The organism is Nostoc sp. (assembly GCF_036917655.1).
Classification (GTDB): domain Bacteria; phylum Cyanobacteriota; class Cyanobacteriia; order Cyanobacteriales; family Nostocaceae; genus Nostoc.
In genome coordinates, this window is sequence record NZ_JBALCY010000088.1 from 98,122 (window position 1) to 115,149 (window position 17,028).

Annotated in this window: 13 protein-coding genes; 7 read left to right on the forward strand and 6 right to left on the reverse strand. The window is 43.5% G+C overall.

From position 1 onward, the window contains the following. Positions 1 to 102: 102 nt before the first annotated feature. The 3 genes from V7K30_RS34075 (at position 103) to V7K30_RS34085 (ending at position 5,970) form a co-directional block, all read left to right on the forward strand. On the forward strand, positions 103 to 1,125 hold the full coding sequence (locus V7K30_RS34075) for a spore photoproduct lyase family protein (protein WP_335007051.1): 1,023 nt from the start codon (positions 103 to 105) through the stop codon (positions 1,123 to 1,125). Positions 1,126 to 1,876: 751 nt separating this feature from the next. After that, complete coding sequence (locus V7K30_RS34080; protein ID WP_335007024.1) at positions 1,877 to 3,358, forward strand: site-2 protease family protein; 1,482 nt, start codon at positions 1,877 to 1,879, stop codon at positions 3,356 to 3,358. Between the two features lie 671 nt (positions 3,359 to 4,029). Next, positions 4,030 to 5,970: an alkaline phosphatase family protein gene (locus tag V7K30_RS34085; RefSeq protein ID WP_335007026.1), complete on the forward strand. Its 1,941-nt coding sequence runs from the start codon at positions 4,030 to 4,032 to the stop codon at positions 5,968 to 5,970. A gap of 139 nt (positions 5,971 to 6,109) precedes the next feature. Here the strand turns inward: V7K30_RS34085 and V7K30_RS34090 are convergent, their stop codons facing one another. From V7K30_RS34090 to V7K30_RS34100, 3 genes are all read right to left on the reverse strand, one after another. Further along, entirely contained in the window at positions 6,110 to 7,363 is a 1,254-nt protein-coding gene (locus tag V7K30_RS34090; RefSeq protein ID WP_335007053.1) for a glycoside hydrolase family 10 protein, read from the reverse strand. Between the two features lie 106 nt (positions 7,364 to 7,469). Beyond that, positions 7,470 to 8,612, reverse strand: a complete 1,143-nt coding sequence (locus tag V7K30_RS34095; protein WP_335007055.1) for a hypothetical protein — start codon at positions 8,610 to 8,612, stop codon at positions 7,470 to 7,472. 1,018 nt (positions 8,613 to 9,630) lie between these two features. Beyond that, positions 9,631 to 10,134: a hypothetical protein gene (locus V7K30_RS34100; RefSeq protein ID WP_335007028.1), complete on the reverse strand. Its 504-nt coding sequence runs from the start codon at positions 10,132 to 10,134 to the stop codon at positions 9,631 to 9,633. A 642-nt stretch (positions 10,135 to 10,776) separates the two neighbouring features. Here V7K30_RS34100 and V7K30_RS34105 point away from each other — a divergent pair. The 3 genes from V7K30_RS34105 (at position 10,777) to V7K30_RS34115 (ending at position 11,898) form a co-directional block, all read left to right on the forward strand. Further along, positions 10,777 to 10,986 (forward strand): DUF2267 domain-containing protein, encoded by a 210-nt coding sequence (locus tag V7K30_RS34105; RefSeq protein ID WP_335007030.1) that lies wholly within the window; start codon positions 10,777 to 10,779, stop codon positions 10,984 to 10,986. Continuing rightward, complete coding sequence (locus V7K30_RS34110; RefSeq protein WP_335007057.1) at positions 10,944 to 11,090, forward strand: hypothetical protein; 147 nt, start codon at positions 10,944 to 10,946, stop codon at positions 11,088 to 11,090. The genes V7K30_RS34105 and V7K30_RS34110 overlap by 43 nt, the downstream gene beginning before the upstream one ends. A 142-nt stretch (positions 11,091 to 11,232) precedes the next feature. Next, positions 11,233 to 11,898 (forward strand): phosphoribosyltransferase, encoded by a 666-nt coding sequence (locus tag V7K30_RS34115; RefSeq protein WP_335007032.1) that lies wholly within the window; start codon positions 11,233 to 11,235, stop codon positions 11,896 to 11,898. A gap of 452 nt (positions 11,899 to 12,350) precedes the next feature. Here the strand turns inward: V7K30_RS34115 and V7K30_RS34120 are convergent, their stop codons facing one another. After that, positions 12,351 to 12,704 carry a hypothetical protein gene (locus V7K30_RS34120; protein ID WP_335007034.1) on the reverse strand — a complete coding sequence of 118 codons (354 nt, stop codon included), beginning with the start codon at positions 12,702 to 12,704 and terminating at the stop codon, positions 12,351 to 12,353. A 668-nt stretch (positions 12,705 to 13,372) separates the two neighbouring features. Here V7K30_RS34120 and V7K30_RS34125 point away from each other — a divergent pair. Continuing rightward, positions 13,373 to 16,054, forward strand: a complete 2,682-nt coding sequence (locus V7K30_RS34125) for an ATP-binding protein (protein ID WP_335007036.1) — start codon at positions 13,373 to 13,375, stop codon at positions 16,052 to 16,054. 19 nt (positions 16,055 to 16,073) lie between these two features. On the opposite strand, the gene V7K30_RS34130 is transcribed toward V7K30_RS34125, so the two are convergent. Together V7K30_RS34130 and V7K30_RS34510 are read right to left on the reverse strand one after the other, a co-directional pair. After that, the gene (locus tag V7K30_RS34130) at positions 16,074 to 16,775 is read right to left on the reverse strand and encodes a helix-hairpin-helix domain-containing protein (protein WP_335007038.1); all 702 of its coding nucleotides are present in this window, start codon (positions 16,773 to 16,775) and stop codon (positions 16,074 to 16,076) included. A 24-nt stretch (positions 16,776 to 16,799) separates the two neighbouring features. Next, positions 16,800 to 16,937, reverse strand: coding sequence for an SHOCT domain-containing protein (locus V7K30_RS34510; protein ID WP_442941136.1), 138 nt, complete (start codon positions 16,935 to 16,937; stop codon positions 16,800 to 16,802). Positions 16,938 to 17,028 lie beyond the last annotated feature (91 nt).

Genomic DNA, 17,028 nt, shown 5'->3' on the forward strand with positions numbered 1-17,028 from the left:
TGCAGAAATCAGCAAACTAAATAACGGAGAACGATATTGCTGAATACAATTACAGACCAGGTTTCAGTATCAGAGACACAGACCAGATCGCCAAAGTTGTGGATACCTGAACGGGTACTGTTTACACCTGCTGCCCTACATGAGGCTTGGGGGCAGCAGATTCTTGCACGTGTGCAGTCACTCAACTTACCAATAGAAGAGTTATCACAGAACCGCCTGAAGGGACTGCGCGGTGAGTCTGAGCGGGATACTTACAACATTGCCAAGCGTACCTTAGCGGTGGTTACTGCACCACCTAGTTCTTTTAAACTGAGTCCCATCCCACCTTCTGCGGATTGGCAGTTTCACATTGCCGAAGGTTGTCCTGCTCACTGTCAATACTGCTACTTAGCTGGTAGCTTGTCGGGGCCACCTGTCATTCGCGTTTTTGCCAACTTACCGCAGATATTAGACAACTTAGCTAACTACGAGCAACAGGGCGAAACCACAAGTTTTGAAGTTAGCTGTTACACAGACCCATTGGGTATTGAGCATTTAACAGGAAGTCTGGCTGAATGTATCCGTTACTTTGGCACTCGTACCAATGCACATCTACGTTGGGTATCAAAGTTTGATGCTGTGGATGGATTACTAGATTTAGCACACAATGGGCATACCCGCTGTCGGATGAGTGTTAATGCAGCACCGATTTCTGGTAAGTTTGAAGGTGGCACAGCATCCGTAGCATCCAGACTGAATGCATTGCGACGGTTGGCGCTACCATTAGAGCGTGGCGGTGGCGGTTATCCAATCGGCTTGGTGATCGCACCAATTATGCCGATAGACGATTGGCAGATGCACTATAGTTCTTTGTTTGACCAGATAAACGAGGCACTGGATTTTGACTGTAACCTTACCTTTGAACTAATCTCGCATCGGTTCACACCTGGGTCAAAAGAAGTGTTACAAACTTGGTATCCGCAATCAAAATTAGAGATGGATGAGGCCAAACGCAGTGTCAAGCGTAATAAGTTTGGTGGGATGAAGTACGTTTACGATCGCGACACAATGAAAGCGTTGCGTTGCTTTTTTGAGAGTGAGATTACTAGGCGCTTTCCAAATGCTGAAATTCTTTATTGGACTTAGTAGAGCATTTCATTAATTCGTAGCGAATTAAATTTGGCAATATTCTGCAATCCCAATGCATCGGCTTGCATTGTTAATGCGTTATCCTGCATGCAAAACGCTACGTTTTTACGCAAAACTGTACTTAGAAGACCGCTTCGCTCAAATACAGTTTGAGCAAATTACAGCTATTTTTAGGTAAATAGACCACGCAGTAGGGAACATTGCTGTATCTTGACGACAGATGTGGTTCAAAAAAATGAAACTGGCTGTAATTATTGAACAAGAGAGCGATCGCATGATATATCAATAATTGAATAGCACTAAGAAAAGCCCAAAGGCTTGTGTCGCCTCGTTCCCAGTCTTAAGACTGGGAACGTATTCCGAGAGGGCTGCTACCTCTCGTCAAGAAAGAGGAGGCGGAGCCTCTCAGGATGGGTTAAGAGCCTTGAGGCTGGGAACCAGTCAGGGCAAGGGCTGTATCTTAACTTAGTGCCATTAGCGAATAGCCCCTTATTAAAGATAGGCAAACTTCCGCTACAGTGTAATAACCTGTTACGCTTGAGCCTGCACACCATTACCAGCCAGAAAGCTTAGTGTAATTCTGTTTCTTAATTTTGAATGCGTGAATTGCTTAGTTGATGCCTGGGTTGGGCTACGCCGGCAGCAAAACAGGATAATTTGGGCAGATTACAGGCGGCGTTATACATTAATAAGTGTATCTGCAATACCGGACTTGTTCTGGCTCAGTCTCAATAGCAAAGGTTTGGAGATGTTTACTTTATCAGAAACTTCTATCCTGGCGGCAATCCTACTGGTAGCTTTAGGCATTTTGGGCTGGGGCTTTTATCGCGCCAGACCTTTTGGTAAGCTGGGAATCTTAGCCTGGTTACAGTCGGTGGTGTTGATGACTCCCTGGCTCCTGTTTTTTGGATTGTTTGCCGCAGGGATTTACATCAACATAGCGGGTATATTGTTTTTAGTGGTGACTTCCGCCGGATTGTACATCTTCTTGGGCAGACAGTTACGCACAGCTGGGCAAGATGCCATCCTCAAGCAACGCGCAACAGAAAGACTTGCTGCTGATTCCTCACTTGCAGCCAATTCCCCACAACCAACAGTAGTAGAACTGAAACCGGAGATTCCGCCACTACCGGAAGACGACTTAAATGCAATTAAAGGTATCTTTGGTATCGATACGTTTTTCGCCACAGAAACGATCGCCTACCAAGATGGAGCAATTTTCAAAGGCAATTTGCGGGGAGAACCAGAAGAGGTTCACAACCGTCTAACTGCAAGTTTACGGCAACGCCTTGGTGAGCAATATCGCCTGTTTTTAGTGGAAAACACAGATGGCAGACCAGTAGTGATTGTCCTGCCGAGCCGCAATGATCCCCGCCCGATGTTGTTATCGCAAAAAGCTTTTGCAGGTATTCTGTTGATAGCAACTATTGCCACAAATTTAGAAGCTGCGGGCTTATTGCTGAATTTTGATTTCTTTGGCAATCCAGCGCGGTTTCAAGAAGCTTTGCCCATAGGCGCTGGGATATTTACGATTTTAGTAACTCACGAAATTGGTCATTGGTTACTTGCTCGGCGTCACCAAATTCGCCTTAGCTGGCCCTTCTTTCTGCCGGCTGTGCAAATTGGTTCCTTTGGTGCAATTACCCGCTTTGAGTCTCTGTTACCTAACCGCAAGGTATTATTTGATATCGCCTTAGCAGGGCCAGCCGCAGGTGGTATTGTTTCTTTGTTAATGCTGATCACTGGCTTGCTGCTTTCGCACCCAGGTAGTTTATTTCAATTGCCAAATCAGTTTTTCCAAGGATCGATTTTGGTGGGAAGTTTGGCGCGAGTTGTGCTTGGTTCGGCATTGCAGTCATCCCTGGTAAGTGTTCATCCCTTAGTGGTGATTGGTTGGCTGGGTTTAGTGATTAATGCTTTAAACTTGATGCCCGCAGGACAACTAGATGGTGGGCGCATTGTCCAGGCGATTTATGGACGCAAAACCGCAGGAAGGGCAACGATCGCAACTTTAATTTTACTGGCGCTAGTGTCTCTCGGTAATACTCTTGCCATGTACTGGGCGATCGTGATTTTCTTCTTGCAACGGGATCAAGAACGCCCCAGCTTGAATGAAGTCACTGAACCCGATGATGCCAGAGCCGCTTTGGGTCTTTTGGCTCTATTCTTGATGATTACTACTCTTTTACCCCTAACTCCTGGTTTGGCTGGGCGTTTGGGAATAGGATAGTGCTGAGTTAGGAGTTATACCATTTTACACAAACCCTGATACATATAGATTTCTCCTAGTGGCACAGCAATGCTCATTGGTGTCAACTTAAGCTAAAAGTCTTTTCAAATCTCGTTTCCAGCAAGAGGCTGGAAATGTTGCTCAATTGCGGCTCTGCCGCCAGCAAGGGAGGCGGAGCCTCTAGAACGGCATCCAGTCTCTGACTGGGAACGAGACAATCTAAAAGCTGGTTCTAGGGAGGTTTTTACGCTAAGTTGACACCAATGAGCAATGCTGTGCCCCTACCAACGTATTTGTATCATTATTTATTAAAGTTAAACCGTATTAGGAGTAGGCTAAACTCCACTTGTTCTTTTAAAAATTGGAAGAAGTTGTGGTTGTGGAAGACAACAACTCTACGATATCAGCGCTCTCGCTTCATACTCTTTTTTTGGCGAAGGTATTAATCTTTAAAGAATACTTATTAAAAACATAATCACACTTTAACGGTGTACCACTAATCTGAAGTTAAGTAAGTGGGCGCTAATATTTCCAGCTATGTTAAGAAATTTAAATAATGTAGGGTGCGTTAGCTGAAAGCTAACGCACCCTATTTCTACTTCAAATTTATATTTCTTCATATATGTATTTTTATCGCCGACTTACTTACAGCAGTTCATTATAGTAATCTCATGTTGGACAAAGCTCTTAGAAGAAAATGTTTAAACTACACATCAATTGGTGTAGTTATTATGGGGCTTGCTGGAGGATCGATAGTCTCCAGTTTTGCCCAGGCTGAGGAGATTAAGAGTCTCGATACTAAGACTCTCACTCCGATCAAGCACGTCATTGTCATTATTGGTGAGAACCGAACCTTTGATCATGTCTTCGGTGCCTACCAACCGCGATCAGGTCAGACAGTCTCTAATCTGTTATCCAAGGGCATTATCAATGCTGATGGTACGCCAGGTTCCAACTTTCAAGCAGCAACTCAATACAAAGCTTCCGTCACAGATACCTTCTCGTTGAGTCCTGCTAACAAAAAACCCTATACAACCCTACCGCCGCCTAAAGCTGGCGGTGCACAAGCTGCAAGTGACACGAATCCGCCTCCCTTCAAGACCTTGGCTGCTGTCCAAGCAGCCAAACCGGCGCTGCTGCCGGAGGATTTTGGACTCCTACTTAGCGGTGCAACTGGATTGCCGAGTGGTACTGTGGATACCCGAATTCGGAACGTGAATAAGTTACGAAATGGCCCTTTCCAACTGACGCCTGGTATGCCCTATGACGCCTACGCCGCTAGCCCTGTACACCGGTTCTATCAGATGTGGCAGCAAGCGGATTGCGACATTAGCCATGCGAGTGCAAACAATCCCAGTGGCTGTCTTAAGGATCTTTTTCCTTGGGTCGAGGTGAGCGTCGCCGCAGGTAGCAATGGCAAGCCGTTTTCGACTTTCACCGATCGCGAGGGTGCCACCTCTATGGGCTTCTACAACGTTAATACCGGAGACATGCCATACTTCAAGTCTCTGGCTGACAACTACGCAATCAGCGACAACTATCATCAACCTGTCATGGGTGGCACCGGCGCAAACTCAGTGATGATTGGTATTGGTGATGCCATTTGGTATAGCAATGGCAAAGGCAATCCAGCCACGCCGCCGCAAAATGAGATCGAGAATCCCAACCCGCAGCCTGGAACCAACAACTTCTACACACAGGATGGCTATTCTGGCGGCACCTACAGTAATTGTTCTAACCCCAGCCAGCCAGGGGTTAGACCTGTTTTGAATTATCTGAATTCTCTCCCCTACAAACCAAAGCCCAACTGTGCGCCGAATACCTACTATCTGCTGAACAACTACGATCCTGGTTATTTGGGTAACGGAACGGTTAACAACGGCGTCACTAACAATGGCTTTGTGATCCCGCCGTCACCTGTTCGCACCATTGGTGATGCCTTGTTGGAAAAGAATATTTCGTGGCGGTACTACGGTGAAGGTTGGAACCAATACGTTAAAAATCCAAGCAGTAACACCAACGTCTATTGCAACATTTGCAACCCCTTCCAGTACGTGACGTCAATTATGACGAAGGAGAAGGTACGGACGGAGCATTTGAAGGACACCACGGATCTGGATAACGATATTAACAACAATAAGCTGCCAGCAGTTTCCTTTCTTAAGCCTGGTGGCTTGCTTGACGGTCATCCAGGATCATCAAAGTTTAGTCTGTTTGAAGCTTTTACTAAGAAGATTATCAAAGAGGTTCAAAGCAAGCCCGAACTCTGGAAGGACACAGCAATTCTCATCACAGTTGATGAGGGTGGTGGATATTTTGATTCTGGCTACATTCAGCCCATCGACTTCTTCGGCGACGGAACACGGATTCCTTTAATTGTGGTGTCGCCATACTCTCGCGGTGGTCGCGTTGTTCATACGTATTATGACCATGTTTCGATTCTGAAGTTTATCGAGAAGAATTGGGGACTGTCGCCACTCACAAATCGTAGTCGTGACAATCTACCCAATCCTCAGACCCACCCCGCAAACCCTTATGCACCGATTAACGGCCCCGCGATCGGCGACTTAATAGATATGTTCGACTTCTCAAGACCATATTTAGGGGGATAACGACGCTCTAGGTCGGGGTTTTGGTAAGGCAAATAGAGCAGAAATATGGAATTTTTGAATTTCATACTTATATTCAGCAACACTGGAAGTTACAGAGGAGATGGGAGTCGTGATTCTCCCTCTCCTCTGTTTTTCCTTTCTAGGGTTTCCAACCGGCTAGCAGATTCGGGTAAGCCGTTGGTCTGGGGAAGATTTTTTGAAAGCCAGTTTGACGCTCTTGGGGCTTTTCTTTGCCCATGTTCCAGAGGCTTTCATAGAAAAAGAAAGAGACTCCGGCAAAGTTGCGATCGCGAATTTTTTGCACTTGTGTTTGAATCTGTTGCATCGGTACAGATCGGTTTTTCAACCCAGCCAAAATACCCACACTCACTGGAATATGACTTTTTGCCGCTTTCACTTCTGGATACTCTAATTCGCTGACAAAAACATTCAAGTCATCCCGATATATCTGCAAAACTAAGTCTTCAATGATTCCTAGGCGTTCCCACTTTTGCCAGTCTGCTAAAGAGAAGTCGTAGGAAAAACGTTGAGGATTAGGAGCAACGGAAACCAGGCAATCTTTTTTAGTAGCTTTGATGGTTTTAAATACCCGTTTCATAAACTCGGTAATTTTGTTAGCTCTCCAACGCACCCATTCTGGATCTTGAGAGTTTTTCGAGGGAGCTTGACCACGGTGTTCTTTTTTGTAAAGTGCCACTGTATAGGCATCGTAACCTAATTCTGATGGTAAGCCAAAATGGTCATCAAATTGAATACCATCAATATTGTAGTTTCTCACAATTTCAACGATTAAATCTTGGATGAACTGTTGTACTTCTGGGCGAAAGGGATTTAGCCAAACGCGATTATGTCTGCCATCTTTGACAATGCGAGTCCCATCACTGCGACTGGTGAGCCATTGGGGACGATTTTTAGCTAATAGAGAATCTGCTGGTGCCATGAAGCCAAATTCAAACCAGGGAATCACTGTTAAGCCTTTTTGATGTCCCACATCAACAATTTCTTTAAGGATATCTCGTCCTTGCAGTCCAGGTGTGGGATCGAGCGATCGCCCGATAACTTTGGCTGCAACTTTGCTAGGATACAATGTATATCCCCAATTCCAAACCGCCGGATATATAGTGTTAAAATTGAGTTCGTCAAGGCGTTGCAAAGATTCCTTGAGGCGATGGCGCTCAAATAACACATCACTATCAATATTTGTTAACCACACTCCCCTTAACTCAGATGCTGGCGTTCGCGGCAGATTAATTTGAGCGTTCAATGGGAACGATAGCATCACTGTAGTAACTACACTCAAGGCAACGATAACGGCAAACAAAAGAGACTTTTTGCTTTGGCGAATGTTCCACCAAGAATGAAACTCAACACACCACTTTACAAACCTTTTCATCATTTGGCTACAGACATGATCAAATTATGAACAATCAGCACGAATAGCGATCGTTTCGATTGTAAGCGCTAAAACAATCGCTATTTAATCCCATCACTGAGGTTTACTATTGGGCGCTAGCTGTGAGTTGATTCCAGGCTTTGACTGCTGTCTGTAAATTCTTTGGCAGGTTATTTTGAGAAATATCGTTGTACTGAACCGTACCCTCAAGGCTTGTAAGAGTGTAGGTGATATAATCAGCAGAGCCACTGGGGGCTGGATAACTCAGATTTTTGAATTTACTAAATTTAGAACGTTTTAGCGATCGCACAAATTGTTGTACCTGTTGTACAGAAACGCGGCGAACACTACGTTCAGAATCATTGGCATCACCAATCCGCACGCGAATCAATCGCCCATCTTTGAGTAAAACAGTCTCGTAGGTTCTGCCAGCAAAGCCACCACTGGAGATTTGCCGAAATACTATACCTCGATCTAACGGTGGTGGTAACTCGCTGACTGGAATTTGCACAGGGGCCAGTGTACCTTCGTTAGCTTTCTCATTCAGCCTGACTGCGGAACCTGTTTGATTAGTATGATAAACCAAGGTTTGTTCACCTCCACCAACAACCACCCGCCAACCTGATACCAAAGCTTGGGTACAGAATTCATCAGCCTTAGCTAATTCTAAACAGCCATCTTTCCAAGTTTGCTGTTGAGCCTGAATGATGGTTAGCTGAGAAATTGGCTGTTGCAAACGTCTAGATGCAGCTTGCAAAACAGCATTTTTTACAGACGTAGGTAATTTATCTGAGAGATTTTCTGAGGGAGTATTTGCCGAAGCTAAACGTAGCGATCGCCCATTGTTATTGGTATGATAAATCCAGTTTTGTTTGCCATTAGACACCACAATCTGCCAACCCGGAACTAACGTTTGGGTGCAGAGTTCATCAGCTTGAGCCTGTTCCAAGCAACCATTACGCCAAGTTTGTTGATTAGAGTCAATAATTTGCAGTTCTCTGGTTAAAATTCCCTGTTTGCGGGCTAAATCTTGCAGTACCGCGTTAGCTACTGGACGTGGCAAGCGGTTTGGTTTAATATTGTCTTTGAGAACTTCATTGCTTGTTTCTAGTGAGAAGTTCGCAGAAGCGCCCGTAGCACCTTTGATAAGTGTTAAACTGCTAGCAACAGACAAAATTCCAGTCAAAATCAAAGCAGTGAAAATTCGCGTTTGATTGGTGTTAAAGTATTTTTTCAGCATGAATTTCATAGTTAATACAGTGATGTTAGTCAAGAGTTATATAACTCAGAAATAGTATCTAATAACTAATAGACAATAAAGTATACAATTCCAGAACTTCACCAGTTGGAATTAATTTAGTATCTGTCTTCTAAAACAGATATAGACACAGACGCTGATGTACTGATTGTTTGTTCCTTATACAAATTCTGGATGAAAATGCACTCAATCAAAATGCCTTATAGTCCAATACGCTTGGGTTAAGGATAATTGTAGGTTGGGTTGAACGTAGTGAAACCCAACAAAGTCCTGAAAATGTTGGGTTTTGCCCCTCAAACGCCACTTGCTTCTCCCTACAGCCCTTCTCCTAAAGGAGACGCTCTTGCGAACGGGCATCCTACGGCGGGCGCTAGCCTCTCCCAATGTGAGAAGGGGAGACGCTGCGCGTAGCTTGCTTCCCCGTAGGGGTACAAGTCGGGAAACCGCAAGGGCGCAGTGGCTCCCCAACCTACGCTGGTTTTGGTTTTTGGCTTTAACCCAAGCGTATTGCCTTATAGTCTTACGGGAATCAAGTAAGAACTCAGAAGCTCACTCTTCATAGATGAGAAGTTCGTTGGAGAAGAGAATCCACACCGCTGTCTTGGAAAATAGCTTCTCTCATTCCTATGCAGAACATAGGAACAGGGAAAGCCTTATCAAGCTATAGCAATAGGATTTGATTTTTGAAAAAATTTAAGTATATGTAGGGTGTGTTATCGCAAAGCGTAACGCACCAAAACCTTCGGCAGGTGCGTTAGCAAAGCGTAACGCACCCTACGTATATTTCAAAAATCAAATATGAGTCCTATAGGTTTTTAGGACTTATGTGTACACCGTAACCTTGTATGAGAGAGAAATGGAAGTAAGGTTTTCCACATCCCGTGAAAAGTCAGGATAAACGAGGGTTCAATAAAAGTAATTTTAGAAAATAATGTGACAGAACCGGAGCTTAGATTTTGCTCGGCTCAACCTAGCGTATACAAGATTTTGAAAGTAATCTCAGGCAATATTAGGCGCTGATGGCTTGTTGTTGAGATTCAACTAACTGATTGTGAGGTACATCAAATCTAATAGTACTGGCCGCCCAGTCTTTGAAATCGGGTGCTAGCCAGACTAGTTTGCACAGAATTTCATCATTGACCCACAACACCAAGGGAAACCGAAACTGTTTCCGAAATTCATCTCGCATGATGTTGGTACTGATGATTAGCTGGTTAATTGCCACTACAGATTCTAAACCCCGTACCATCAAAGCTTCGGGTTGAGTAGTACCAATTTCATTTGTAATAGCTGTGTACAGCTTGTCAGCCGCAGGTGAGAGCAGGACTTCGTGGATATCTGCTGATGAAAACTCTGTTAACAAATTCAGCACTTGCTGCTGCCTTTGAACACAGTTACAACATGCTAATAACAGTGAAAACTCTCCACCAGAAACCATCATTGCCCTTGCCAGCCTCTTAGTGGCCGCGATGCTGCTAACTGTACTGTTTTCCGAATTACTTAAGCTGATCATTAAAAAATCCTGCTTTTGATTTTAAAAATAGTTGAGTAATATTCAGTTATTCTACCCTATTAATTTTTACTCAAAAGTGTTAGGCAGGTAACTTTGAAGACCTTTTCTCTGTAATACTAAGCATTATATAACCAACAAGGATATGGTGTCTTATCTCACATTTACAATTAAGGGATAATGTAAAGGTAGTATCAACACAATCTAATTCAAAGGGGGGAGGCGAAGAATTAGCAATTGAATTACGACTGTATGCTCATAGATTTTCGCATCTGCCAGCAATTAAGTAATCATTTCTTAAGATAAAGTTAAAAAACTACTCAGTAAAAGTTTAACAACAAACATTGGGAAGTGAGAGAAAACTTAACTGGCTACTGGTTCCCTATAGCTTACGGTAAGCTGCCTACAAATCATTTTCCCTTTCCAAACTACTTCGGGGCGGGTGTAGAGTGTGGGGTAGTGAAATGGTATCAGCCCAAGATGCAAAAATCTCCCTCCATTAAAATTAATTCATCCCTTTGATAGAACTATAGATCGAAGATGTCGCCTCGTTAGTCAGAGGACACGGAATTTTTAGCTTTCTAAGATCAGTTCAGAACATCTGAAATATAACAAGTTATGCATTAAGACAAATCTGGAGGGAAAATGCAACACGATGAGTTTATTGGACAGGTGCAAAATCGTGCCCATCTCAGTTCACGTGATAATGCAGAACTTGCAACCTGTGCTACTTTAGAGATGCTGGCGGAACGCCTAGCTCTTGGTGAATCTTTCAATGCGCTGCCCAACTGCCAAGAGGCATTGCAGAATATCTGCGACATAAATATGCAGGATCTGGAGAACGCTTCTCTCTAGATGAATTTTTTGGGCGAGTCAGCCAAAGGGAAAGTATAGACCTTCCAGATGCTGTTCATCATGCGCGTGTGGTCATTGAGGTATTGAAGTCATTGAGGTATTGAGTGAAGCAATTAGCAGTGGCGATATCAATGATATTCGCTCTCAAGTCCCATCAGAATTCGATCCGTTGTTTGAGGCGGGTAGCTAAGGACGAATGCGTGTAAATACTTAATTTTTTTGTCAACTACTCAGGAGTGTCACATTATGCTATTCAAAGATCGGAGGTTTGCGGGTCAAGTTTTGGCTAAGGAGTTAGCCGCTTATGCTAACCGTCTAGATGTTCTGGTATTAGGGCTACCAAGGGGTGGCGTACCCGTTGCCTTTGAAGTTGCCAAAGCATTAAATGCTCCCTTAGATGTTTTAGTGGTACGTAAATTGGGTGTGCCTGATCAAGAAGAATTAGCTATGGGAGCGATCGCTTCTGGTGGTGTGCGGATAGTCAATGAATATATTATCAGCCTGGTGAAGATATCCGATGAAGTAATTGCTAGGGTGGCGGTGCAAGAAGAACGGGAGTTAGAGCGGCGGGAACGGCTTTATCGGGGGAATCGCCCCTTAAGAGATTTACAGGGATGCACAGTTATTTTGGTAGATGATGGTTTAGCCACGGGTGCAACTATGTGGGCTGCTGTTGTAGCTGTGCGAAAACAACAACCTGCTCAGATTGTGATTGCTGTGCCTGTGGCCGCACCTGAAACTTGCCAAGAGTTGCAAACTGAGATAGACGAAATCGCTTGCGTCTCGACACCCAGCCCTTTCCAAAGCGTTGGTCTTTGGTACGAAAACTTTCCCCAAACTACAGATGAAGAAGTCCGCGACTTACTCGCACAAGCGGCAAAGAACGGTGAACCAATATCTCTCGCCATATAGATAAGCTTTGGTGTTTGGGAATACCAAGATTAAGTTTCTCAGATGGTCTTTTTGGATTTAGAACAAAAAATGAAAGTTCCACCAGAGATTACCTATCGCCATGTCGAGAAAACGGATGCGACGCCGAATAGCGCGTCGGAGACATCGCAGCCTTAGTTAATGAAAAAATTGCTAAAAGCATATTTGCGATTAGATTAATAGTTGCCACATCGCAATTGAAAAGATACACGATCGCCCCCGCATCCTTTTAAAAGATGTTGGTAACGACAAGTGTTAAAAGTAGGCAAACTTCCACCACCGTCTACTAGCTTTGTTCCATTCTGAAGGTGCGCCCCGTCCATTTTGAAACCTGGAGTTTTCAATGAGAGGATATTTGCGGTTGTGGCTTGAGTTGTGAGCTTTACTCTCATTATAAAAAAACTACAGTTTTCAAGATAGACACGGTTTATCTATTATTCTCTCCCTATATCTAACTGCACTTGCAATCCATCATTGTCATCCCCAGACTGAGCCGGTGCTAAGAAAACAGAAGTGTCTGGCTGTGATAATGATTCGTTAAACCGGATTTTGACTGGAGTTTTATTGCCTCTTATATTATTGTTTGAGATGCTTGCTGGATTAGTTCGCTCAAAAAACCTTCCAAAGTCATCTTGGGCTGTTCTCTGATCAATTCCAACTAGAGAATCACCAGTTAATCTATATTGTCCTCGATTTGAGCTTGATACTGGTGACTGTGCGTAGACTGGGCTTCCTAAGCTTGCAAAGGCTGCCGTAATTCCCAACAAAGCAATAATTTTGGTGTTCATTTGTTTTATCCAAATTATCTTTAATATTGCTTGTCTTTATTTTCGGGGCAAAATATTTTAATTAACTCTATCTTAGGTTCTATTACAATAATCGTATTGCGTATATACTTAGCTTGTCAATGATTCCTGCTACTTTACAAACCTACTTCTACTGTTTTTGTATTGCTTAAATTTGTAAAAGTTGAACAGTAAGGTTATCTGGTTCAGTTTCCAAGCGATCGTGACGCGGTGTCACAGCTAGTAATTAGAAGAGATTGTAACGGACGCTTAACTGAGCCAAGCGATCGCCATTTTCTTGTCCAATCAGATTTTTTAGTCACCTGATTTTTTGCTTGAAACGCTTGGAAATCAGCGCCTTTTAGGGAATGAAACAGCCCTGCCTTTTTAAGGGGGTTGGGGGATCTGAATGCGTAAGTTCTGTTTTAATTTAAATCTTCTCAAAGGTAGGCAAACTGACGCCGTGTTGTACTAGTCTCTTTGAAGATCGCAATATTTAGCTGGTGAAATCTACAGGTGCAGTTAACTAACGTTTTGTTCTTTTGCCAGAAGTGGTATATTGGCACTTGACCCGACCGAGTATAAACTATGCATAAGCCCACAGGAGGGCGAAGTCGAGGTGTTGTACTCAATACTACAGGAGAGTCAGGGGGAGTAAGGGGAGTGGGCAGATGAACAAAAATACTGGGCAAGGTGGTGTTTTTTCCCTGTTTAAAGGCGTAGCCCTAAATCGCATCCTGGTAGCGTTGTTCCTGCTGCAAATCTTGCTAGCTGTGGGATTGACTGCATACTTATCAATCCGCAACGGGCAAAAAGCAGTCAATGAGGTAGCTAGCGAATTGCGGATTGAAGTTGTCAATCGAGTCGAGCAGAGTTTACAAACTTATCTGTCAACCCCGCGTCAGGTACTACGCGGTAATCAAAATGTCATTGAGATGGGGTTGCTGAAGATAGAGAATCTTGCAACCTGGGAGTCATACTTAATAGAGCAGTTAAAGATTTTTCCAGATGCAATTGCCTTAACGGCAAGCAATGAACAGCAAGAATACTTAGCGGTGGAAAAGCTCAACGATCGCCAATTTTTGCTCAGAAAAGCCGGAAAATCAACAGGGTACGACCTCTACACCTACAGAATTGACAATCAAGGTCAACAGACCCAACTACCAGAGGTAATCAAAAACTATGATGCGCGATCGCGTCCTGATTATCAAACAGCAGTTACCGCCAGAAAATTCAGCTTTAGTCAAATTTATACACCCTTAACAGAACCAACCCTGCTGATTAGTGCATCTCAACCTATATATAACTCGCAAGGTCAGTTACTCGGAGTCAACAGCACTCTGACTCACTTATCAGAAATTGGGGATTTGCTGCAAAACATCAAAGTTGGCAAGTCTGGGCAAATTTTTCTTATCGAGCGATCGGGGCTATTAGTAGCAAGTTCTACAACCGAAGAAGCATTCCGCTTACAAAATGGTAAACCAATTCGGTTGGCAGCTTCCCAGAGCGGGAATTCCTTGACTCAAGCAACCGCTAAATATTTAGCAACTAAATTTAGTAACTTTGACCAGATTCAAAGTTTACAGCAACTAGATTTCTCCTTTGACGGCAAACGACAATTTTTAGAAGTTAGACCCTTAGAGGGCGAATCAAATGTCAATTGGTTGATTATAGTGGCTGTCCCAGAAGCAGACTTTATGGGACAGATTGATCGCAACACTCAAACGACAATTTTTCTCTGTCTGGGAGCATTGGGACTAGCTACTTTATTGGGGATTGTCACCGCCGGTTGGATAACTCAGCCAATTCTCTACTTCAGCACGGCGACAAAAGATTTAGTCGATTTTACCAATGGCGAAGACTCAGTGGTGAAAATACAGGGCATTAAAGAATTAGAGGTGCTGGGTGGATCTTTCAACGAGATGGCGCAGCAGTTACGCAAAACCTTTACTGCACTGACTACCAAAAATGAAGAGTTAGAACTGCAACTTAAGCAGCGAACTCAAGAATTACAGCAAGAGATTCAAGAACGCATCAACAGTGAGCGAAGACTGGGCCAGCATAGTCGAGTACTGGCAGAACTGGCAAATCACAAAGCGGTTTCAGAAGGAAATCTGGAAACAGCATTCAAAGTCATCACAGAAAAAGCAGCGAATGCCTTAGAAGTAGAGCGAGTGGGTGTGTGGTTATTCAATGGCGATGCCTACGGCGGGCTGCGCCAACGCACCAAGCTACAATGTATAAATCTCTATGAACTTAGCAAACAGAGACATTCGGCAAGTCTAGAACGCAACCTTGCAGATTATCCGATCTACTTTAAAGCCTTGGCATCTGCCCGGATCATCACTGTCACCGACACTCGCACCGATCCACGAGTCCAAGAATTATGGAATGAACTGTTAGAACCAAAGAATATTGTATCCCTAATTGATACCTCTATTTGGGTTGGGGGCGAAGTGGTGGGAACGGTATTGTATGAGCAGATTGGTAATCCTCGAACATGGGAACTGAGTGAGCAAAACTTCGTTGGCTCAATCGCGGAATTTGTCGCCCTGACTTTAGAAGTATGCGATCGCAAACGGGCACAATCCTCTCTGCGTGAGGCTAAAGAAGCTGGCGAAGTGGCAAATCGTGCCAAAAGCACCTTTTTAGGAAACATCAGCCATGACTTGAGAAATCCTTTAAACTCCATTATTGGGATCACTGAGGCGTTCCAAGAAGGAGTGTACGGCCCTGTGAGCGAAGAACAGCGCCAGTCCCTAAATATCCTCGAATCCAGCGGTAAGAGCCTACTAGAATTGATTAACCAGATCCTTGACCTTACCGACACCGAATCCAGCAAGATAGAACTGCAATTAGCTGCTACTTCAATTCGAGGATTATGTGACTCCAGCCTGAGTTTTGTCAAACATCTGGCGTTCCAGAAAAATATCCGCTTGAGGGCACAAATACCTGAAGAACTCGAACCCATTCAAGTCGATGAACGCCGCATCCGCCAAGTATTTATCAACCTGTTGACTAACGCTATCAAGTTTACTAAAGAAGGAGGCGAAGTCTGGATTGAAGTCCAGCCAAATTCCACAAATGAATATATCTTTTTCAGCGTGGTAGATACCGGTATTGGTATGCTTTCCGATGACCTTTTCAAATTATTTCAACCTTTTGTGCAGGTTGAAAATTCCTCTACCCGTCGTTCCACAGGCACTGGTTTAGGATTAGTGATGGTGCAAAAAATTATCGAGTTGCACGGTGGGACTGTCCATGCCGAAAGTCAGTTAGGCAAAGGTAGTCGATTTACAGTCAAACTTCCGTGGAAAAAGGTTGAGGAGTGGGGAGTTAGAATTAATTATTAATTCATTGCCCTGATGATATCTAAGCTATGTGACCATAAGTAGCAAACGGTAATCCAGTGCGCTGCTTCACATCAATCAATGATTTATACTCACCTCGTTGTTGCCTTTCTGCAACAATTTGTTCTGCGATCGCGGAATCTAGTCCACAGGTAATCAATTCTGGAGTTGAATATGTGTTTAATCGTTTCCAAGAATATTCAGCTTCTTTTTTGTAGTTGTAGCTAAAAGTAATCAACGGTGTAATTCGAGCTACTTGCTTTTCGGGAATTCCGGCTATTTCTATTAACTCTTCTACATGAGTGAAAACATATCCCTCATTCATCAAGGATTCGATATTGTTTGCATAGACTATGGGTAGCCCTAAATAGTTAACTAGTTCATTTTTTGAACATTCATTAATATCTATTTTATCACGAGTACTGACAACTAACTTTGCTAGTTCTTGTTCTTCAGGAATTGGTAAATTTTTCGGATAAGTTTTGACTAAAAAGGCTTTTCTGAGGTAGAAAGCAACGCCAATTTGAGCTATCCAGATTACAAATGCTAAACTATTAGTGGAGAAAGCTAAAGCTAAAACAGAAGTGCTAATCCCTATTACAATCCAAGTATTAGTCTTGGATTTATAACCTGCATAGGCAATAGCAAAACCCCCAATTGTCGGAATTAATGATAACCACACCCAAGCAGGAGTTTGTTGAAACCAAGATTTAGATTGTGACACGGTAAATCAACTAATGATTTGAATTTACAAAGATTTAAGAAGGTTTTGCCGCTTTTCTTCATACTCTTCTGCGGTAATTACACCAGAATCAAAAAGATTTTTTAAATCAGCTAGCGCACCGGTTGCATCTTTAGCAGATACTGCTCCACCTGCGCTTACTATAGGACTCCTATTTGATTTTTGAAAAAACTCCGTACATCTGGAGAGTAGCGAAATCAAAGGTAGTGTGTCGGATAAACCACTCAAACATCCA